This is a genomic window from Burkholderia sp. A9, assembly GCF_000801975.1.
In genome coordinates this window covers 45,673-65,976 of record NZ_JSZN01000002.1, presented here as the reverse complement: position 1 = coordinate 65,976, position 20,304 = coordinate 45,673, and the positions used below count along the sequence as shown (strand labels likewise).

20 protein-coding genes are annotated in these 20,304 nt (G+C 67.6%); 11 read left to right on the top strand and 9 right to left on the bottom strand.

The window, feature by feature from the left end:
• Window positions 1–79 precede the first annotated feature (79 nt).
• Window positions 80–1,861, bottom strand: a complete 1,782-nt coding sequence (gene argS, locus PI86_RS00690; RefSeq protein WP_039317612.1) for an arginine--tRNA ligase — start codon at window positions 1,859–1,861, stop codon at window positions 80–82.
• A gap of 200 nt (window positions 1,862–2,061) precedes the next feature.
• Between argS and PI86_RS00685 the strand changes: the two genes are divergently transcribed.
• Entirely contained in the window at window positions 2,062–2,385 is a 324-nt protein-coding gene (locus PI86_RS00685) for a DUF1840 domain-containing protein (RefSeq protein ID WP_009693452.1), read from the top strand.
• A 121-nt stretch (window positions 2,386–2,506) separates the two neighbouring features.
• Here the strand turns inward: PI86_RS00685 and metH are convergent, their stop codons facing one another.
• From metH to PI86_RS00660, 5 genes are all read right to left on the bottom strand, one after another.
• Complete coding sequence (gene metH, locus PI86_RS00680; protein ID WP_039317607.1) at window positions 2,507–5,224, bottom strand: methionine synthase; 2,718 nt, start codon at window positions 5,222–5,224, stop codon at window positions 2,507–2,509.
• Window positions 5,225–5,271: 47 nt separating this feature from the next.
• Window positions 5,272–6,339 carry a homocysteine S-methyltransferase family protein gene (locus PI86_RS00675; RefSeq protein ID WP_014895896.1) on the bottom strand — a complete coding sequence of 356 codons (1,068 nt, stop codon included), beginning with the start codon at window positions 6,337–6,339 and terminating at the stop codon, window positions 5,272–5,274.
• A 293-nt stretch (window positions 6,340–6,632) separates the two neighbouring features.
• On the bottom strand, window positions 6,633–6,890 hold the full coding sequence (locus PI86_RS00670) for a BTH_I0359 family protein (protein WP_006477667.1): 258 nt from the start codon (window positions 6,888–6,890) through the stop codon (window positions 6,633–6,635).
• 245 nt (window positions 6,891–7,135) lie between these two features.
• Window positions 7,136–8,377: a DUF3108 domain-containing protein gene (locus PI86_RS00665; protein WP_039317591.1), complete on the bottom strand. Its 1,242-nt coding sequence runs from the start codon at window positions 8,375–8,377 to the stop codon at window positions 7,136–7,138.
• A gap of 124 nt (window positions 8,378–8,501) precedes the next feature.
• The gene (locus PI86_RS00660; protein ID WP_014895898.1) at window positions 8,502–9,377 is read right to left on the bottom strand and encodes an IclR family transcriptional regulator; all 876 of its coding nucleotides are present in this window, start codon (window positions 9,375–9,377) and stop codon (window positions 8,502–8,504) included.
• Window positions 9,378–9,505: 128 nt separating this feature from the next.
• On the opposite strand from PI86_RS00660, the gene PI86_RS00655 reads away from it, so the two are divergent.
• From PI86_RS00655 to rfaE2, 6 genes are all read left to right on the top strand, one after another.
• Complete coding sequence (locus PI86_RS00655) at window positions 9,506–10,498, top strand: fumarylacetoacetate hydrolase family protein (RefSeq protein ID WP_039317589.1); 993 nt, start codon at window positions 9,506–9,508, stop codon at window positions 10,496–10,498.
• Between the two features lie 109 nt (window positions 10,499–10,607).
• Window positions 10,608–11,435: an enoyl-CoA hydratase/isomerase family protein gene (locus PI86_RS00650; RefSeq protein WP_039317587.1), complete on the top strand. Its 828-nt coding sequence runs from the start codon at window positions 10,608–10,610 to the stop codon at window positions 11,433–11,435.
• A 79-nt stretch (window positions 11,436–11,514) separates the two neighbouring features.
• Window positions 11,515–12,285: a PhaM family polyhydroxyalkanoate granule multifunctional regulatory protein gene (locus PI86_RS00645; protein WP_039317584.1), complete on the top strand. Its 771-nt coding sequence runs from the start codon at window positions 11,515–11,517 to the stop codon at window positions 12,283–12,285.
• 24 nt (window positions 12,286–12,309) lie between these two features.
• On the top strand, window positions 12,310–13,536 hold the full coding sequence (locus PI86_RS00640) for a patatin-like phospholipase family protein (RefSeq protein WP_014895902.1): 1,227 nt from the start codon (window positions 12,310–12,312) through the stop codon (window positions 13,534–13,536).
• Window positions 13,537–14,020: 484 nt separating this feature from the next.
• Complete coding sequence (locus tag PI86_RS00635) at window positions 14,021–14,899, top strand: diiron oxygenase (RefSeq protein WP_014895903.1); 879 nt, start codon at window positions 14,021–14,023, stop codon at window positions 14,897–14,899.
• Between the two features lie 163 nt (window positions 14,900–15,062).
• The gene (gene rfaE2, locus PI86_RS00630; RefSeq protein ID WP_039317581.1) at window positions 15,063–15,548 is read left to right on the top strand and encodes a D-glycero-beta-D-manno-heptose 1-phosphate adenylyltransferase; all 486 of its coding nucleotides are present in this window, start codon (window positions 15,063–15,065) and stop codon (window positions 15,546–15,548) included.
• 16 nt (window positions 15,549–15,564) lie between these two features.
• On the opposite strand, the gene PI86_RS00625 is transcribed toward rfaE2, so the two are convergent.
• From PI86_RS00625 to PI86_RS00615, 3 genes are all read right to left on the bottom strand, one after another.
• Complete coding sequence (locus PI86_RS00625) at window positions 15,565–15,807, bottom strand: hypothetical protein (protein WP_014895905.1); 243 nt, start codon at window positions 15,805–15,807, stop codon at window positions 15,565–15,567.
• 224 nt (window positions 15,808–16,031) lie between these two features.
• Window positions 16,032–16,820, bottom strand: coding sequence for a type III pantothenate kinase (locus tag PI86_RS00620; RefSeq protein ID WP_039317578.1), 789 nt, complete (start codon window positions 16,818–16,820; stop codon window positions 16,032–16,034).
• Window positions 16,817–17,737, bottom strand: coding sequence for a biotin--[acetyl-CoA-carboxylase] ligase (locus PI86_RS00615; RefSeq protein WP_039317575.1), 921 nt, complete (start codon window positions 17,735–17,737; stop codon window positions 16,817–16,819). The genes PI86_RS00620 and PI86_RS00615 overlap by 4 nt, the downstream gene beginning before the upstream one ends.
• Before the next feature lie 310 nt (window positions 17,738–18,047).
• Here PI86_RS00615 and PI86_RS00610 point away from each other — a divergent pair, with 310 nt between their 5' ends.
• From PI86_RS00610 to PI86_RS16765, 4 genes are read left to right on the top strand one after another with little or no spacing between them, the layout of a single operon-like run.
• Window positions 18,048–18,725, top strand: coding sequence for a PAAR domain-containing protein (locus PI86_RS00610; RefSeq protein WP_039317572.1), 678 nt, complete (start codon window positions 18,048–18,050; stop codon window positions 18,723–18,725).
• A complete protein-coding gene (locus PI86_RS17570) occupies window positions 18,722–19,339 on the top strand; it encodes a PAAR domain-containing protein (protein WP_235362664.1) in 618 nt (205 codons plus the stop codon). Before PI86_RS00610 ends, PI86_RS17570 begins: the two co-directional genes overlap by 4 nt.
• A complete protein-coding gene (locus PI86_RS00600; protein WP_039317568.1) occupies window positions 19,315–19,902 on the top strand; it encodes a type VI secretion system amidase effector protein Tae4 in 588 nt (195 codons plus the stop codon). The genes PI86_RS17570 and PI86_RS00600 overlap by 25 nt, the downstream gene beginning before the upstream one ends.
• A gap of 5 nt (window positions 19,903–19,907) precedes the next feature.
• Window positions 19,908–20,129 (top strand): hypothetical protein, encoded by a 222-nt coding sequence (locus PI86_RS16765; protein ID WP_235362663.1) that lies wholly within the window; start codon window positions 19,908–19,910, stop codon window positions 20,127–20,129.
• Window positions 20,130–20,304 lie beyond the last annotated feature (175 nt).

Below are 20,304 nucleotides of genomic sequence, written 5' to 3'. Positions count from 1 at the left end.
CCCGACGGCGGGCACCCGGCGGCGGGCATCCGCCGCCAGGCGCCCCTGCCGCGGCCATTCGCTGCCCGGTTCGGGCCGCTTACATCTTGGCGGGCGCGGACACGCCGAGCACCGCCAGACCATTCTCGAGCACCTGCCGGGTCGCGGCGAGGAGCGCGGCGCGCGCGTTGCGCGGCGCTTCGTCGTCGACCAGCACGCGCTCCGCATTGTAGAACGAGTGGAATTCACCAGCGAGATCGCGCAGGTAGAACGCGACCGCGTGTGGCGCCAGCTCGTTCGCCGCGTGCGTGAGCATGTCCGGATACTCGGCGAGCTTCTGCATCAGCGACACGGCCTGCGGGCTCGTGAGCTGCGCCAGGTCGGCGCCCGGCAGCTGCGTCACCTCGACGTTGTAGCGCGACTTCAATTCGTTGAGCACCGAGCAGATCCGCGCGTGCGCGTACTGGACGTAATAGACCGGGTTCTCGTCGTTCTGTTTCAGCGCGAGATCGATGTCGAACACGAACTCGGTATCGGCCTTGCGCGAGATCAGGAAAAAGCGCACCGCGTCGCGGCCGCGCGTGATGGTCGCCTCGTCGATCAGGTCGGGTGCCGCTTCCTGGCCCGGCGTCGCGCCGCCCGACCATTCGATCAGGTCGCGCACCGTCACGTAGCTGCCCGCCCGCTTCGACAGCTTCACTTCCTGGCCGTCGCGCATCACGGTGACCATCTTGTGCAGCACGTAGTCGGGATAGCCCTTCGGGATGCCGACGTGCAGCCCCTGCAGGCCGGCGCGCACGCGCGCGATCGTGCCGTGGTGGTCCGAGCCCTGGATGTTGATCACCTTCGTGAAGCCGCGCTGCCATTTCGTCACGTGGTAGGCGACGTCCGGCACGAAGTACGTGTAGGTGCCGTCCGACTTGCGCATCACGCGATCCTTGTCGTCGCCTTCGTCGGTCGTGCGCAGCCACAGCGCGCCGTCCTGTTCGTAGGTCATGCCGGCCTTGATCAGCGCGTCGACCGTCTGCTCGACCCGGCCTTCGCTGTACAGCGACGACTCGAGGTAGTACTGGTCGAACTTCACGCCGAACGCCTGCAGGTCCATATCCTGCTCGTGACGCAGGTACGCGACCGCGAACTTGCGGATCGCGTCGAGATCCTCGATGTCGCCCGCGCCCGTGACCGGCTCGCCATCCTTCGCGGCGACCGTCTCGCGGTTCAGGTAGTCGCGTGCGATGTCGGCGATGTATTCGCCGTTGTACGCGGCTTCCGGCCAGCCTGCGTCGCCCGGCTTCAGGCCGCGCGCGCGCGCCTGCGTCGAGATCGCGAGGTTGCCGATCTGCACGCCGGCGTCGTTGTAGTAGAACTCGCGGTGCACCGCGTAGCCCTGGCTCGCGATCACGTTCGCGAGCACGTCGCCGAGCGCCGCCTGGCGGCCGTGGCCGACGTGCAGCGGGCCGGTCGGGTTGGCCGACACGAATTCGAGCAGCACCTGCTTCCCTTTCTCGCGCTCCGACGTGCCGAACGCGCGGCCCTGGTCGAACACGGCGGCGATCACCGCCTGCTTCGCGGTGGCGGTCAGGCGCAGGTTGATGAAGCCGGGGCCGGCGATTTCGGCGGCGTCGACGAGCCCTTGCGCGGCCGGCTGGGCCGTGAGCGCGGCGACGATCCGTTCGGCGAGCTGGCGCGGGTTCGTGCCGAGCGGCTTGGCGAGCTGCATCGCGACGTTGCACGCGACGTCGCCGTGCGCGGCGACCTTCGGGCGCTCGAGCGTGATGGTCGGGGCGACGAATTCGGCGTCGGCGCCTTTCAGCGCGTGTGCGACCTGCGTGACGCTATCCGCGAGCAGGGCTTCGAGGGTCTGTTTGTGTGCTGGCAGCATGCTGGTAGAAGGCTTCGTTGGTGGCAGCCGGAAACGCCGGCCCGCCGGCGCGCTTTTCGAGCGCGCGTTTCAGGGATCGCAGAATTTTAACAGGTGCTAATATGCCGCTCAGGCGGCCCGCGTCCGCGAGGCCGGACGCCGGTCTGCCGGTGTTCCCCAATCGCGCCGCGCAGGCACAACAAGATGAAAAGGGAATTGTCATGATTACGTTCAAGAGCAAGGCGGCACAGGATCTCGACGTGCTGAAGGATTTCGCCGTATACGTGCTGGGCCTCGTCGGCAAGCAGCTGGGCGAACGCGGTGTGATTACGCACGACGAACTGGACCATGCGATCGCAAAGCTGGAAGGCGCGGTTGCGCAGGCGAAGCAGGAACGCGCCGAGCACGCCGGCCATTTCCACGAGGACGACGCCGACCACGCGCACCACGAAGTGCCGCCGAGCCTGGCGCAGCGCGTTGCACCGTTCCTCACGATGCTGCGCGAAGCGAAGGCCGGCGAGGCCGACGTGCACTGGGGCTTCTGAGCTTCGTTGCCCGGCTGACGCCGATCGAACGGTCGGAAAGGCCAGAAAAAGGCCCGCTCGAAGCGGGCCTTTTTATTTTGTCTGACCAAATGGGCGGGAAGCCGCCCCGGCCGTGCGCGGATCAGAGCTGCGGCGCGAGCGCGCGGCGCGCGTCGTCGAGCGACAGCGCCATCCGCTGCGCGTAGTCCTCGAGCTGATCCTGCCCGATTTTGCCGACCGAGAAATACGTGCTGTCCGGATGCGCAAGGTAGAAGCCCGACACGCTTGCCGCCGGCAGCATCGCCAGCGAGTCGGTCACGCTCATGCCGATCTCGTCCGCCTGCAGCGCGGCGAACATGTCGCGCTTCACGAGGTGGTCGGGGCAGGCCGGGTAGCCGGGCGCCGGGCGGATGCCCGCATACTTTTCGGCGATCAGCGCGTCGTTGTCGAGCGTCTCGCCGCTCGCGTAGCCCCACAGCTCGCGGCGCACGCGCGCGTGCATCGCCTCGGCGAACGCTTCCGCGAAGCGGTCGGCGAGCGCCTTCAGCATGATCGCGCTGTAGTCGTCGTGGTCGGCTTCGAACTGCTTTTCCTTCACGTCGACGCCGAGGCCGGCCGTCACCGCGAACATCCCGATGTAGTCTGCAACGCCCGATTCCTTCGGTGCGATGAAGTCGGCGAGCGAGCGGTTCGGGCGCATCACGCCGTCGACCACCGGACGTACGCTCTGCTGGCGCAGGTTGCGCCACGTGAGCAGCACTTCCGAGCGCGAGTCGTCGGTGTAGATCTCGATGTCGTCGTCGTTGACCGTGTTCGCCGGCAGCAGCGAGATCACGCCGTTCGCGCTCAGCCAGCGGCCCTGGATCAGGCGCGCGAGCATCGACTTCGCGTCGGAGAACACGCGCCGCGCCGATTCGCCGACGATCTCGTCGTTCAGGATCGCCGGGTACGGGCCCGCGAGGTCCCAGGTCTGGAAGAACGGGCCCCAGTCGATGTAGTTCGCGAGCTCGTTCAGGTCGTAGTTCTTGAACACACGGCGGCCGATGAACTTCGGCTTCACCGGCTGGTAGCTCGCCCAGTCGACCTTCGTCTTGTTCGCGCGCGCCTCGGAGAGCGTGACCATCGGCTGCGCCTTGCGGTTCGCGTGCTGGTCGCGGATCCGTTCGTAATCCGACTTCAGTTCGTCGAGGTACTTCGCCGCGCCTTCGTCCGACAGCAGGTTCGACGCGACGGATACCGAGCGCGATGCGTCGGGCACGTAGACGACCGGGCCCTCGTAGTGCGGCGCGATCTTCACGGCCGTGTGCACGCGCGACGTGGTCGCGCCGCCGATCAGCAGCGGAATCTTCTTCACGCGGAAGTAGTCGTCGCGCTGCATTTCGGACGCGACATACGCCATTTCCTCGAGGCTCGGCGTGATCAGGCCCGACAGCCCGATGATGTCCGCGCCCTCGACCTTCGCCTTCGCGAGGATCTCGTTGCACGGGACCATCACGCCCATGTTGACGACTTCGAAGTTGTTGCACTGGAGCACGACCGACACGATGTTCTTGCCGATGTCGTGCACGTCGCCCTTCACGGTCGCGATGACGATCTTGCCCTTCGCGCGCACGTCGCCGCCCGCTTCCGCGAGCAGGCGCTTTTCTTCCTCGATGAACGGGATCAGGTGCGCGACGGCCTGCTTCATCACGCGCGCCGACTTCACGACCTGCGGCAGGAACATCTTGCCCTGGCCGAACAGGTCGCCGACGATGTTCATCCCGTCCATCAGCGGGCCTTCGATCACGTTGATCGGGCGGCCGCCGGCCGCGTCGATCTTCGCGCGCACTTCTTCGGTATCCTCGACGATGAAGGTCGTGATGCCGTGCACGAGCGCGTGCGAGAGCCGCTTCTCGACCGGCTGGTTGCGCCACTCGAGGTTCTCTTCCTTCTTCGCACCGCCGGCCTTGAACTTGTCGGCGATTTCGAGGAGTCGGTCGGTGGAATCGGCGCGGCGGTTCAGGATCACGTCCTCGACGCGCTCGCGCAGCTCCGCGTCGAGATCGGCGTACACGCCGAGCTGGCCCGCGTTGACGATGCCCATGTCCATCCCCGCCTGGATCGCGTGGTACAGGAACACGGTGTGGATCGCCTCGCGCACCGGGTCGTTGCCGCGGAACGAGAACGACACGTTCGACACGCCGCCGCTCACCTTCGCGTACGGCAGGTTCTGCTTGATCCAGCGGGTCGCCTCGATGAAGTCGACCGCGTAGTTGTTGTGCTCCTCGATGCCGGTCGCGACCGCGAAGATGTTCGGGTCGAAGATGATGTCTTCCGGCGGGAAGCCGACTTCGTTCACGAGGAAGTCGTACGAGCGCTTGCAGATCTCGGTCTTGCGCTCGTACGTATCGGCCTGGCCCGTCTCGTCGAACGCCATCACGACCGCGGCCGCGCCGTAGCGGCGGATCAGGTTCGCGTGGTGGCGGAATGCTTCCTCGCCTTCCTTCAGCGAGATCGAGTTCACGATGGCCTTGCCCTGCACGCACTTGAGGCCGGCCTCGATCACTTCCCACTTCGACGAGTCGATCATGATCGGCACGCGAGCGATGTCCGGCTCCGATGCGATCAGGTTCAGGAAGCGCACCATCGCCGCCTTCGAATCGAGCATTGCCTCGTCCATGTTGATGTCGATCACCTGCGCGCCGTTCTCGACCTGCTGGCGCGCGACGGCGAGCGCCTCGTCGAACTGGCCGTTGAGGATCATCCGCGCGAACGCCTTCGAGCCGGTGACGTTGGTGCGTTCACCGACGTTGATGAAGAGCGTCCCGGACGTGACGTTGAACGGCTCGAGGCCGGCAAGGCGCATCATGTGATCGGTCATGGCGGTGCGAATTCGTGTGAGGTAGGGCAGGCGTTGAGGCGGTCGGGTCAGGCGGCTTCGCTGTACTGGCTCGGCCAGCGGCGCGGTTTCACGTCGGCGAGCGCCTTCGCGATTTCGGCGATGTGCTCGGGCGTCGTGCCGCAGCAGCCGCCCGCGAGGTTCACGAGCCCGGCCTGTGCGAACTCCTTCAGGAGGCCCGACGTGACGTCCGGCGTCTCGTCGAAGCCGGTGTCGCTCATCGGGTTCGGCAGGCCCGCGTTCGGGTAGCACGACACGTAGGTGTCGCACAGTTTCGCGAGCTCGGCGATGTACGGGCGCATCAGCGCCGCGCCGAGCGCGCAGTTCAGGCCGAACGTGAGCGGCTTCGCGTGGCGCAGCGAATTCCAGAACGCTTCGACCGTCTGGCCCGACAGGATGCGGCCCGAAGCGTCGGTCACGGTGCCCGAGATCATGATCGGCAGGCGCTCGCCGGTGTCCTCGAACAGTTCGTCGAGCGCGAACAGCGCGGCCTTCGCGTTCAGCGTGTCGAAGATCGTCTCGACCAGGAACAGGTCGACGCCGCCGTCGAGCAGCGCCTTCGCCTGCTGGTAATACGCGTCGCGCAGCTCGTCGAACGTGACGTTGCGCGCGCCCGGGTCGTTGACGTCCGGCGAGATGCTCGCCGTCTTCGGCGTCGGCCCGATCGCGCCCGCGACGAAGCGCGGCTTGTCCGGTGTGGCGTAGCGGGCGGCCGATTCGCGCGCGAGGCGCGCGGATTCGATGTTCATCTCGACGACGAGGTCTTCCATCCCGTAGTCGGCCTGCGCGACCGTCGTCGCACCGAACGTGTTGGTTTCGACGATGTCCGCGCCGGCCGCGAAGTACTGGTCGTGGATCTCGCGGATGATCTGCGGCTGCGTGAGCGACAGCAGTTCGTTGTTGCCCTTGATGTCGCGCGGGAAGTCCTTGAAGCGCTCGCCGCGATATGCGGCCTCGTCGAGCTTGTAGCGCTGGATCATCGTGCCCATCGCGCCGTCGAGGATCAGGATGCGCGATTTCAGCAGCGCGGGCAGTTCGGCGCCGCGCGTGTAGGGCGCGTCGAGCGGGGCGGAAGCGGCGAGAGGGGTCGCAGACATGGCGGAAGACCGGCGAAGACGGGAAAACCGTCATTGTAGCCGGTGCGCCGGGGCACCGCCCGGCCTTGCGCGGCGTGCGATGCAGCGCGCGGGTTGCATGTGCGGTGACGGGGCCTGCCCGCTGCGGGTCCGTCAGCGTTGCCGGCGCAACCGATGCACGCTGCGACGCGCGGCGGTCGTACCAAACGAAAACCCCCGCCGGCGAACCGGGCGGGGGCTTTGATCGGAGTGCTCGCGGCGCCGCTTGAGCGCGGCGAATGACCCGGCCGCGCGACGCGCCGGGGCGCGTGTCGTCAGTGCAGGACGACGGGCATCATCATCAGGCTGTCGAATTGTCCGAGGAATTCGTCGACTTCGTCGAGCGACGGTTCATCTTCGATCAGCTGTTTCACGTGCGCGCGGAATCGCTCGGCAAGTTCGCCGTCGATGAAGATCTCGCGCTGCGCGTTCTTGTCGACGATTTCGTATCCGCCGGCATTCATCAGATGGTGACCGGCCTGCGGCGCAAATTCGACGACGCAGTAGTTGGGGCTGTTGTAGATCATTTGCATGGCGGCACTCCTCTTCGCAGTGGCATCTGGCCTTGTTGTCCCGTAGGTGGGGCAGACCTTGCCGGTTTCAAGGGGCTTGCGCTGCACACCCCGGTCTCCCGTTTGCGTGGGGTGTATCGGGTTAGAAGCCGATGTCTATCAAACGTTTCTTATTGTGATCCGGTGGACCGAAATAGTTGTTAAAGAGTGTCATCGGCCATTTCGGCGATAGCTTTAATCGGTCGAAATTGCCGGTTCATCGTTCATCACGGCGCGGCAGGCGACGATGCAGGCGGTTGCACTGCCGGTGGCGGCACGGGTTGTGCCGGCTCCGCGGCCGGTGCGGCGGGCACCGATGCACCGGCGGGTGCATTCGTCGTGCCGCCTTCCGGTGCTGCATCGGAAGGCGCGCCTGGCGGTGCGAGCCGGCCGTGCCACAGCAGCTCGATCTGCGCGCCATTCGGTTCCGATTGTACGAGCCGGGCGGGCAGCCAGCCAAGCGATGGCGCGAGCCACATGTCGATGCGGCGCGTGTCGCCGTCGCGGCGCGGCAGGCGCATGAAGTGCCGGGCCCTGACGCTGCCGGCTTGCGTCTGCACGTCCTCGTCGCCGATCACCGTGATCGGCCACGTCTCGCCGCTGTTGTTGTCGATCACGAAGAACTGCTGCGTGACGCCCGGCTTGTACGCGGACGGGTTGCCGCGCAAGAGCCCCGACAGCTGCATCAGCATGCTGAACCGATCCTGCACGCCGTCGGGCAGCGGTGCGTTGTTCGGCGTGCGCGTGAAGACGACCTGGCGGATCTCGCGGTTGAAGATCGCGATGTCCTCGGGCCGCTTGCCGCGCTTCTCGACGTAACGGTCGGGTGCGACGCCGAATGCATCCACGCGGCCTTCGCTGCGATAGGTGAACGGACCGACGAACGGCACCGGCATCGATACCGACAGATCGTACGTGCGTCCGTCGGTACGCCAGTGAATCGTGCCGATCATGTTCTGCATGCCGTTGTAGAACGTGTCGTATTGCAGGTCGCCGGACGGCGGCGCGGCGAATTTCACGCCGCTCGTCGCGGGACCGGGCGCCGCGGCGCTGCTGGCGCCGCCGGCCGATGCGGGTTGCGTGCCCGCTGCGGCCGCCGTGCCGCTCGCGGCGGAGGTGGCGGCCGGCGGCTCGCCCTGCTCGGCCGTCTGCGTCGACGTGAGGACCGGCTCGTGCGGCGGCGCGGGCTTCGCCGCGGCTTTCGGTGCGACGGGGGCCGGCTTTGCCGGCGCAGGCTCGGCCGGCTGTTCTACCGGTTTCGGCGCGGGCTGGCGCGCAATCGGCTGCGGCTTCAGCAGCTCGATCTGTACCGGCACCTCGGCGGGCGCGGGTGGCGTGAACGCTGCGCGGTTGTGCGTCAGCCACAACGCCGCGAGCGCGTGCAGCACCAGCACGACGACGAGCGCGACGCCCGCCCGCAGCCAATGGCGGGGCAGGGCGTGGCGAGGACGGGGGACGGCTGGCGGCATCGGCGAAACGGAACAGGGTTGGGGCGGATGTGGCGCGCCGTGCGCAACGCGCGTCACAGCAATCGGACCGCCGGATGCGCCGCGCGTTCGCGGTGGATCGCGCGTGTGTCGCGCGCCTCGCGTGTCAGGCGTCGCGCGCGTCCGGACTATAGCCGAGTTCGTAAGACAGTTTCTGCGCGCACGCGCGCAGCGCGGTGTCGATCTCGCCGCCCCACGCGATGTCGAACATGCCTTCCTGACCGAGCGCGACGATCGCGAGCGCGAGTTCGCCGACCGCATCGAACACCGGCATGCAGAACGCGTGGATCGTCGGCAACAGCATCCCTTCGACGCGCGCGGCCTGGTGCGCGCGCACGTCGGCGAGCACCGCGTCGAGCTCGTCGAGCGTGCGCGGGCCGCCGTGATGCGGCGAGCGGCGCGTATCGGCGAGCTCGCGCTCGAGCATCGCGGCGGTCTTGCTGCGCGGCAGATACGCGGCGAACAGCAGGCCCGTCGCGGAGCCGAGCAGCGGCATCACGTCGCCGAGCTTCAGCGACGCCTTCGCGGGATGGCTCGATTCCATCCAGTGCACGATCGTCGGCCCCTGGTTGCCCCATACCGCGATGCCGACCGTCTGGTCGACGCGGTCGCGCAACTCGGTCAGCGCGATCCGCGCGAGCTTCACGCCGTCGACACGCGCCAGCCGGGCGAGCCCCATCTGCAGCGCGAAGCCGCCGAGCTCGTAGCGGCCCGATACGGGATCCTGCGCCACGACGCCAAGCCGCGAGAAGCTGACCAGATAGCGGTGCGCCTTCGCAGGACTCATGCCCGCGCGCTGGGCGAGGTCGCGCAGCATCATCGCGCGCGGCTCGCTCGTCAGCACGTCGAGCAGGCGGAAGCCGACCTCGATCGACTGGATGCCGGAGCGGACCTTCTCGCCGCCTTCGCCGTGCTCGCCGGAGCCGGTGTCGTCGGTGTCGGAATCAGCGAGATCGTCATCGGGAAGCGGGCTGGCAGGCATGGGCAACGGGTGCGCGAAAATGCGGCAAGGATCGGGACGAACGCGGCGTGCACGATCGTGGCGCGCCGCACGGATTCACCATCGTAAAATAGATTCCCTCCATCGTCACTACAACGGCAGATACCCCCATGAAACTTGCATCGCTGAAGGACGGCACGCGCGACGGCCAGCTGATCGTCGTGTCGCGCGACCTGCACACCGCGGCGATCGCCGATGCGATCGCGCCGACGCTGCAGCGCGTCCTCGACGACTGGGCGTTCTACGCGCCGCAGCTGCGCGACCTGTACGACGCGCTGAACCACGGTCGCGCGCGCAACGCGTTCGCGTTCGATGCGGCGAACTGCATGGCGCCGCTGCCGCGCGCGTTCCAGTGGGCCGACGGCTCCGCGTACGTGAATCACGTCGAGCTCGTGCGCCGCGCGCGCGGCGCCGAGATGCCGCCCGAGTTCTGGACCGATCCGCTGATGTACCAGGGCGGCAGCGACGATTTCCTCGGCGCGCGCGACGACATCGTGTGCCCGTCCGAGGAATGGGGCATCGACTTCGAGGCGGAAGTCGCGGTGATCACCGGCGACGTGCCGATGAGCACGACGCCCGACGACGCGCTGAAGGCCGTGCGGCTCGTCACGCTGGTGAACGACGTGTCGCTGCGCAACCTGATTCCGGCTGAGCTCGCGAAGGGCTTCGGCTTCTTCCAGAGCAAGCCGGCAACCGCGTTCGCACCGGTCGCGGTGACGCCCGACGAGCTTGGCGAGGAATGGCGCGAAGGCCGCGTGCACCGGCCGATGATCGTCCACTGGAACGGCAAGAAGGTCGGCCAGCCCGACGCAGGCACCGACATGGTGTTCCACTTCGGCCAGCTGGTCGCCCACGCAGCGAAGACGCGCAACCTGCGTGCCGGCTCGATCGTCGGCTCGGGCACGGTGTCGAACAAGGATGCGAAGCGCGGTTACTGCTGCATCGCCGAGAAGCGCTGCCTCGAGACGATCGAGCACGGCGCGCCGCAGACCGAATTCATGCGTTACGGCGACACCGTGCGCATCGAGATGACCGACGCGGCCGGCAAGTCGATCTTCGGCGCGATTGAGCAGTCGGTCGCACCGCCCGACGGCGCGGCCTGACGCCGGCGCGAAACCCGGCTCCGGCCCGCGCGCCGGGTTTCGCCTGATGTTTGCCCGCGCGGGCTTGGCTACACTCGATTCAAGCGTCTGAAGGCGCCGGGAGCTCCGCATGGCCGATCTTTCCGCATACGGCGGGTACGAAGCACTGAAGGTGACACGCCGCGATCATGGCGTGCTCGACATCGTGATGAGCGGCGAGGGCGCGAACCGCAGCGGCCTCGCGACCGCGAACGAACGCATGCATCGCGAGCTCGCCGACATCTGGCGCGACGTCGACCGCGATCCCGATACGCGCGTCGCGGTGATCCGCGGCGAGGGCAAGGGCTTTTCGGCGGGCGGCGATCTCGCGCTCGTCGAGGCGATGGCCAACGACTTCGACGTGCGCGCTCGCGTGTGGCGCGAGGCGCGCGACCTCGTCTACAACGTGATCAACTGCAGCAAGCCGATCGTGTCGGCGATGCACGGCCCGGCGGTCGGTGCGGGGCTCGTCGCCGGGCTGCTCGCCGACATCTCGATCGCCGTGAAGGATGCGCGCATCATCGACGGCCATACGCGGCTCGGCGTCGCGGCCGGCGATCATGCGGCGATCGTGTGGCCGCTGTTGTGCGGGATGGCGAAGGCGAAGTACTACCTGCTGCTGTGCGAGCCGGTGAGCGGCGCGGAGGCCGAGCGGATCGGACTCGTGTCGCTCGCGGTCGAGCCGGCCGACCTGCTGCCGAAGGCCTATGAAGTCGCCGAGCGGCTCGCGCACGGGTCGCAGTCGGCGATCCGCTGGACCAAGTACGCGCTGAACAACTGGCTGCGCACCGCCGGACCGACGTTCGATACGTCGCTCGCGCTCGAATTCATGGGCTTCTCGGGGCCCGACGTGCAGGAAGGCATCCGTTCGCTGCGCGAGCGGCGCCCGCCCGACTTCCCCGGCGACGCACCGTTCTGACGCGCGCTATGATCGAACCCAAGGCGGCCGCCCGACCCGTGCCGGCCGCTTCGCCCACCCAGTCAACCAGGATGCCCGTATGACCACCGATGCCTCCGGCTCCAATCCATTCGCCGGCTTTGCCGGTTTCAAGCCTGCCGACATGCTCGACCGCATGTGGGACATGATGCGGATGTCGCCGTTCGGCGGGATGGCGCCGTTTCCTGGCGCCGCATCGGGGCTGCCGCCGTCGCTGTCGAGCATGTCCGACATGATGGCGCCGCTCACGAGCGTCGAGGAGCTCGACAAGCGGATCACCGATCTGCGCGCGGTCGAGCAGTGGCTCAAGCTCAACCTCGGGATGCTGCAGTCCGCGATCCAGGCGCTCGAGGTGCAGCGCGCGACGCTCGCGACGCTGCGTGCATTCGGCGCGTTCGCGCAAAGCTCGATGTCGGCGGCCGAGGAAGCGGCGGTCGCGGCCGCACAGGCCGCGTCCGCGTCCGCGTCGCGCGCCGATGCCCGGCACGCGCCGGACGCCGAGGCTGCTGCCTCCGAGGCTGCGCCGCCGGCAGGCGACGCCGCGCAGCAGGCGTTCGACCCGGCCGGCTGGTGGAACCTGCTGCAGGCGCAGTTCAACCAGCTCGCGAGTCTCGCGGTGGCCCAGCCGGGCGCGCAACCCGCGGCGCCGGGCGACGCGTCGCCGGAGCCGGCCGCCCAGCCGGCGCAGGCGAAGCAGCCCGCCCCCGCCGCGGCAGCCGCAGCCGCGCCGCGCAAGCCGGCCGCGAAGCGTGCGAAGCCCGCCGGCTCGGCCGCGGCGCGCGCGGCGGCCGCTTCGTCGCCCGAAACCCGTCCGCCGAAGCGCTCGACGTGACGCGAACCGGCTAGCAGGTCGATCATGCGGCTCGCGCTCGTTCTGATGGGCGGCGGCGCACGCGCCGCCTACCAGGTCGGCGTGCTGAAGGCGCTGGCCGAGATCGCGCGCGAGGCCGACCCCAACCGGCATACGGTGCCGTTCACGGTCGTGTGCGGCTCGTCGGCCGGCGCGATCAATGCGACGTCGATCGCGAGCCACGCGGACGACTTTTCTCACGGCGTGCGGCGGCTGCTCGAATTCTGGGAACCGCTGCGCGCCGACTACGTGTATCGCACCGACTGGCTCGGCATCGCGGCGGCGGGCGCACGCTGGCTCGCGGCGATGACGTTCGGCTGGGCCGCGCGCCGTTCGCCGCGCGGGCTGCTCGACAACGCGCCGCTCGCGCACTTGCTGCAGCGCGAGCTGAGCTTTCACCGGATCGAGCAGATGCTCGAGGCGCGCCTGCTTCATGCGCTCTCGATCACTGCGCTCAGCTATTCGAGCGGCCGGCACCTGACTTTCTACCAGGCCGCCGAGCCGATCCAGGCGTGGCGGCGCGCGCAGCGCACCGCGCGGCTCGTCGACCTGTCTGCGTCGCACCTGCTCGCGTCGTCGGCCATTCCGTTCGTGTTCCCGGCCGTGCCGCTCGTGCTCGACGGGCAGATCGAGTACTTCGGCGACGGGTCGATCCGGCAGGTCGCGCCGCTGTCGCCGGCGATTCACTTCGGCGCGGACCGGATCGTCGTGATCGGCGCGGCCGATGCGCGGCCCGAGATTCCCGCCGCGAACGGCTCGGGGCGGGTGCGCGGCTACCCGACGCTCGCGCAGATCGGCCAGCAGGTGCTGGCGAGCGTGTTTCTCGACTCGATCGGCTCGGACATCGAGCGGATCGAGCACATCAACCGGATGATCGAGCACCTGCCACACCAGATCGAAGTGGACAGCGGCTGGCGGCACGTGGATGTGATCGCGATCGCGCCGTCCGAGCGCATCGAGCTGATCGCCGCGAAACACCTGAAGCAGCTGCCGGCGACGATGCGCGGGCTGCTCGGCGCGATCGGCGGCAGCCAGCCGGCCGGCGCGTCGTTCGCGAGCTACCTGCTGTTCGAGCAGGCGTTCACGTGCGAGCTGATCGAGCTCGGCTACCGCGACGGGCGCGCGCAGCGCGACACCCTGGCGGACTGGATCGCGCAGGCAGACGGCGGCAGCGCGCTGACGGCCGGCACGCCGCCGGACGGCGGCCATGCGGCGGGTGAAATACGGGTCTGAAGCGATCGGGGCGCGCCCGGGACGTACGCGGATGATGCGCCGGTTGTGTTTTCGCGACGGCCGCCCGCGACCGATCGTCGCACCGCGGTTGGCGGCCGGCGACCGGGCTCGCGTCTCGGAACCGTCATGCACGCGTGCTATCATGGCCGCCGCCGTATACACCATATCGAGCAGTCCGCCGGGCCGGCGGCCGCACGGGAACCCGTCGGGGGCCGTGTGGCGCCGGGGCGGGCTCGCCAACGAGCCGGCCTGCGCCGGCCCCCACATCAGGCACGCGCGGTCGGTTCCGTTCGAGCGGAGCGGGGCCGCGGCGTGCTTCAAGGCGGCGGCGCGGCCGCCCGGCTGCCGGACGCGGAATCTGCGTCCGGGGGCCGGATTCACGCGTAAAATTACAGTCTTGGCTGCAAAAAGCGCGCTCGCGCGCCTACGCGGCAACAGTCACGTTTAGAGAAGTCGCATTGCGCAGAACAGGGGTGGGACCATCATGAACACCATGCTTTATCCGGAACTTTACAGGTCGCTCGAAGCTGTCCGCTGGGACATGGAGAAGGACATTCCGTGGGACAAGTTCGACGCTTCGCTGCTCACCGACGAGCAGGCGAAGACGATCAAGATGAACGCGATCACCGAATGGTCGGCGCTGCCCGCGACGGAAATGTTCCTGCGCGACAACCAGCACGACAGCGATTTTTCCGCGTTCATGAGCGTGTGGTTCTTCGAGGAGCAGAAGCATTCGCTCGTGCTGATGGAATACCTGCGCCGCTTCCGGCCGGAAATGGTGCCCACCGAGGAAGAGCTGCACGCGGTGCGCTTCCAGTTCGATCCGGCGCCGCCGCTCGAAACGCTGATGCTGCACTTCTGCGGCGAGATCCGCCTGAACCACTGGTACCGCTGCGCGGCCGACTGGCACACCGAGCCGGTCATCAAGCAGATCTACGAAACGATCTCGCGCGATGAAGCGCGCCACGGCGGGGCGTACCTGCGCTACATGAAGAAGGCGCTGAACAACTGCGGCGACGTCGCGCGCGCGGCGTTCGCGAAGATCGGCGTGCTGATGGCGTCGGCGCGCCGCACCGAGAAGCCGCTGCACCCGACCAACCTGCACGTGAACCAGGCGCTGTTCCCGCGCGACACCGTGCAGTCGCGCCTGCCCGATCCGGAATGGCTCGAGCGCTGGCTCGACGAGCAGATCCGCTTCGACGGCGAATGGGAAAAGAAGGTCGTCGAACGGATCCTGCACAACCTGTCGATCCTGTTCGAGCGCACCTTCGCGACGGCGCAGGAGCTGAACCGCTATCGCAAGGAAGTCACCGGCCGCCTGCAGTCCGAAAGCGGCCCGTCGTCGGCCGCACAACCGGCCTGAGGCCGCGCGGCGTCGCAGCCGGCGTGAGGTTCCGCCGGTCGCGAGCGCTGCAGCAGGCCCGATGCATGAAGCCCGCCCGGCCGTCCGGCGGGCTTTTTAACTGGCGCCGCCGTGTTCCGTCACGACGCGCACGGCGCGCCGCTCACTCGATCCGACATCCATCATGCCCGCTACCTTCGAACGCAAGCTGATCACCCGCGACGCCCTCGTTGCCCTGCGCGCTTCGCTGACTTCGCCCGTCGTGTTCACGAACGGTGTGTTCGACATCCTGCACCGTGGCCACGTCACGTATCTCGCCGACGCGAAGGCGCTCGGCGCGTGCCTGATCGTTGGCGTGAACAGCGATGCGTCGGTGCGCATGCTCGGCAAGGGCGACGACCGTCCGATCAACCGCGAGGACGACCGGATGGCGCTGCTCGCGGCGCTGGAAAGCGTCGACTGGGTGGTGAAGTTCGAGGAGCAGACGCCCGTGTCGCTGATCGAGGCCGTCCGTCCGGACATTCTCGTGAAGGGCGGCGACTACGACATGGACGCGTTGCCGGAGTCGGCAATCGTGCGCGGCTGGGGCGGCCGTGCGCTCGCGATTCCGTTCGAGCACGACCGCTCGACCACCGCGCTGTTGAAGAAGGTGCGCACGCAGCAGCCCTGACGCGGGTGTCGCGCCGTCAGGGCGCAGATGCCGCGAGCGGCTCGGCCGTGACGGCGGGCGCGGCGAGCGGGCCGCCGATCACGGGCTGGTCGGTCGCCTGCGCGAGCGGCATCGCGCGCAGCGCATCGGGCCGCACCTGCCGGGACAGCATGCCCGGTTCGCGCGGGCCGGCCGCCGGCAGCGGTCCGAACACGCCGCGCGCCACCACGAATGCAAGCATGTTGGCGAGAAAGAGAACAGCGATCAGCCAGCGCAGCATCGTCGACGCTCCTCGTCGTGGTTCAATCGTTCAACCGTTCAGTCAGGCCGGCCGCATGGCCGGCTTTTTCGTTGTGGCCGGCGATCGTCGGCGACGGCCGCACCGTGGGTGCGACCTGGCGTTTGCAGGGGCGCAGGCCACGCCCGTGTACTCGTCGCCACCGTGACGAAGCCCGTGGCACGGGCATTCGTCGACGCGGCCGGCGCAATGCCGGCCGGTTTCCGTCAATCCTGCGCGGCCGCTTCCGCGGCGATCAGCGCAAGCCCGGACAGGATCAGTGCGTCGTGCCGCGTGTGCGGCAGCGTCAGCGCGCGCGCAACGTCGTCGGCCGCGCCGCCTGCCAGTACGAGCCGCACCGGCGCCTGCCACGCATCGGCGAGATCGCGCCAGGCGCGTTCGATCAGCCCCGCTTGCGCATACAGGCAGCCGGCCGACAGCGAGCGTGGCGTATCGACCTGGAACGGCTCGGCCTGCGCCCCCGCCAGCAGCCCGCTCGCGGTGTCGGCGGTCAGCGTCGGCAACTGCGCGGTGTGCGTGCCGAGCGCGCGCATCATCAGCGCCCAGCCCGGCGCGATCAACCCGCCCGTGAACCGACCGTCCGCGCGCAGCGCCTCGAGCGTGGTCGCCGTGCCGAACGTGGCGATCAGCAGGTGCTCGCCCGGAAACGCGGCGCGCGCGCCGATCAGGCCGGCCCAGCGATCGCTGCCGAGCTGCTCGGGCGTCGTATAGCCGTTCGTCACGCCGCATTGCGCGGGCTGCGAGCGGATCGTCGTGCGCGGCAGGCCCGGCCAGCGAGCGTCGAGCAGTGCGTCGAGCCGCGCGGCCACGTCGGCGCCCGCGACGTTCGAGATCCAGGCGCCGCGCGGACGCGGCAGGTTCGACCAGTCGGGATCGGCGCCGCCGTCGCGCGTGTGGCCGAATGCACCCGTGTCGCCCAGCGTGCGCTGCGCGTCGGCGAGCGCCCACTTGATCCGGCTGTTGCCGGCGTCGATCAGCAGGTGTGGTTCGCTCATTGCGCTTCGCGCAGCGACACGTCGCCGGCCGCGATCGCCTGCACGCCGTCCGGCGTGTCGAGCAGCAGCTGGCCGGTCGCGTCGATGCCCGTCGCGATGCCGCGCACGCGTTCGACGCCCTGTTCGAGCAGCACGACTTCGCGTCCCGCATACGCGTGCAGCGCGTGCCAGCGCGGCAGGAACGGCGCGAGCCCGTCGGTCCCGAACTGCGCGAGCGCGGGCGTGAGCGCGTTCAGCGCCGCGGCGAGCGTATCGGTGAGGTTGGCCGATGCGCACGCCGCCGACAGCGCGGCCGGCGGCAGCCCGCTCGCGAGCGTCGCTTCGCGCGCACGCAGTGCGTCGACCTGCGCGGCGACCGCTTCCGCGCCTCGCACGTTGATGCCGAAGCCGATCACGACGGCGGTCGCGTCGGCGGTGGTCCAGACGGTTTCGATCAGGATCCCGGCGAGCTTGCCGACGATCTGCGTCGTGCCGTCGTCGGTCGCCGTCAGCAGCAGGTCGTTCGGCCATTTGAGCGCGATGCGCGTGCGGGCGTCGAGCGGCAGCGCCGCGAGCCCTTCCGCGAGCGCGACGCCGATCGCGATGCTGAGGCCGCCGAGCGCGTCGACGGCGCGCGGCACGATGCAGCCGACCGAGCACAGCAGCGCGTTGCCGGGCTGCGCGAACCACGGGCGGCCTTGCCGGCCGCGGCCGGCCGTCTGCTCGAACGCGACGCGCACGAGCGGCGCGGGCAGCGCGTTCGCGGCGCGTGGCAGCGCCTTGAGGCGCGTCGCGACGTCGGCGTTGGTCGAGCCGGTGGCGGCGACGATGTCGAGCGGCCACGCGCGCGGCGCGGCGTCCAGGTGCGCCTCGAGCCGGTTGCGCGCGATGTGCGCGTCGCCGGAGTCGGGCGTGTCGGAGGAGGTGGGGGCGTTCATGGTGGCTATTGTAGCGACAGGGGGGCGGTGCGCGCTGCGAAGTCGGGCGCGCAGGCGCTGGGTGTCAGGAACGGCGGGAGGTGCGCCATGTCCAGTTTGCGCGGGTGCCGGATCTGATCAGGTCGAACTTCAGAGCGCGCCCACTGCTGAGCGGGTTAGCGCTCGAGCCGGTCTCGTCATTCATTACATAAACATACTCAAACGACCTTTATTGATAAGAAATTCAAATTTGTCTGATGGAATGTTCGTTCTCGCGTGTGCAATTTTGTGTGGTGCAACCGCCACTCAACTGTCGAGAAAGGAGATACCGATGACTAGCGAGCCGAAGACACCGACACATCTTTTCGCCATCATGGGCGCACTCACCGAATGGGGCGGCCGCATGACCCAGGCCAGCAGCGGGTTGACAGTCATCGGGCTTGTCGTTGCCCGCGTCGGCGATATCGTGACCTACGAAGATCGCAGCGAGGCCGTCATTTCGGACGGCGCTGGCAAGTACGCGGTTGACTGCGACAAGCCCTTTGCGCTGGTGGGCAGTCGATTGAGCAACGGCGACCGTATTGTCGAAACACTTCAACGTTCGTGCGGAATCCGTGTGCCGGCAGATGAAGATATCGACGGATTGTTCGATCCCGGCTTTGTACCGCCATCCGCGCCGCTGTGCCATCGACTGGCGGTACGTGGCGCGACGACTGCGCGAGGCGGTGTGCTGCGCGAAGCAACCGGCCGGTGGGATGCGGGCATTCGACTCGGCAAGGCCGGCGTCGTAGGCGATCTTGTCTACTATGCGGATGGCTCGACTGCGCGAATCATTACCGGTCTCGGGCTGACGGATGACGACAGCTTCGAGCCGCTGGCTTTCGTTGGTAGCGAACTGGATAACGGCGACACCGTGACGGACAGCCGGGAACGTAGCGGCCTGGTATCTGCTGACATGTTCACGGTCGTGAAGCGTTCGGCAATGACGTGCCGAGGTGGCACTGAATGATTCGCTATTTTCTCGCCAAAGGTGATCGGGGCGGTAGCGCGGTGATTACCGAGGGGCTCGCGGATGTGACCTGTTCGGACCCGCCGCCGAGCGTGAATATCGCCACGCTTTATATGAAGACTTACTGCATGGCGTGCAAGCAGGAAGGGTTTATCGCGCCGCAAGGGCCACGCTGGCCAGGCACAGGGTCGAACGGCCAACCTTGGGCGTTGAGTGGCGATATCAATGTGTGTGGATGCAATCCGTCGCCGACTTTCTATGCAGAACGCAACATGACAATGACGTTCGAGTCGCACGAGGTTGCGGCGCTGGGTGGAGCGGAACGTATCCCGGCCGCAAGCATCGCGCCGGCGGAGGCGACGACAGCGACGCATGCCGATATATCCGAGAGGCACGACGAACAGGTGCGCGCCGCCATTGGCACCACGTTACCGCAGAGCTATCCATATCTGATCGAAACGAGTAACGGGCGCACTTTCGCTGGGCACGTGAGCGGAGACGGCCTGTTGCCACGCATCCATTCCGAGACCGCCGACAGTTACACGATCTATTGGGGCGAAGACGCGCTTGTACACAAGGACTGGACGCCATGCCAAACAGCCCGACCACGGTAAGAACGAACGCGAGGCCGGATTCCGTCAAGGGCGTGCAACTGAGGGCGGTAACATTCAAGGAGCTGTGGGACGCCTACCCGTCGGGCAATCCCTATGAGAATCCGGCTTATACCAATCAATGTGCCATCCGCATAAGCGTTACCTTTCACCGCGTTGGCATCGAAATGAAGTCTTTTTCATCGAAGCTGGTCAAGCCGCTCGGTGGTCAGTCGAGCATCGGGCGAATTCTGCTGAATGGAAAAGCGACCGCCACACGGGCCAACGAACTCGGGGAATGGTTGAAGCTGCAACCTTTCGCGGGGCTGGGACAGGCGGAAAACGTCACCGGCAAGGACTGGCGGGATAGAGTCAAGGGGCGAACCGGCATCATCATGTTTGATGGTTACTGGACTCGCGACGGGGAGGCAGAGGGAAATGCAAGCGGCGGCCACATCGATCTATGGAATGGCGAAAAACTAACGGGATTCGGTACCGGGCTCCGGACTCGCTGGAATGTCGTGATTCCGGGATTGTGGTCTGATTTTCGTCGGTCAAGAAAAATCTTGTTCTTTCCGATCAAATGAAATTATTGGGGCCCATCGTCGGTGCAATTGCAGGCGCTTTCATCGCCACGCTTGTTTGTTGGGGCGGATTGTATTTGTTCGGCGTTTTGATTCTTCAGGGACGAGGTAGCCTGTTCGATACGCATCCGCAGATTGCCACCCGTTTTTTTGCCGGTTGGTTCGTGTCCGTGGTTGTGGTCTCGGTAATCGGCGGCTGGCGTGGTTATCGCTGGGGGCGAGGCCGGTAACCAATCAATCGGAACGAAGATCGATCTCAATTGACTCTGTTTCGCCGCGCGGCTCGATGAATGTCCATTTGCTCGAGCGCCTCGCTGTCTTCCTCCGACGTCATTTCGCAGGCGACCGGCGTCTGCCCTTCAGCACCGTGCCCGCGCGGGCCGATACAAGGATCAGCGCGCCGCC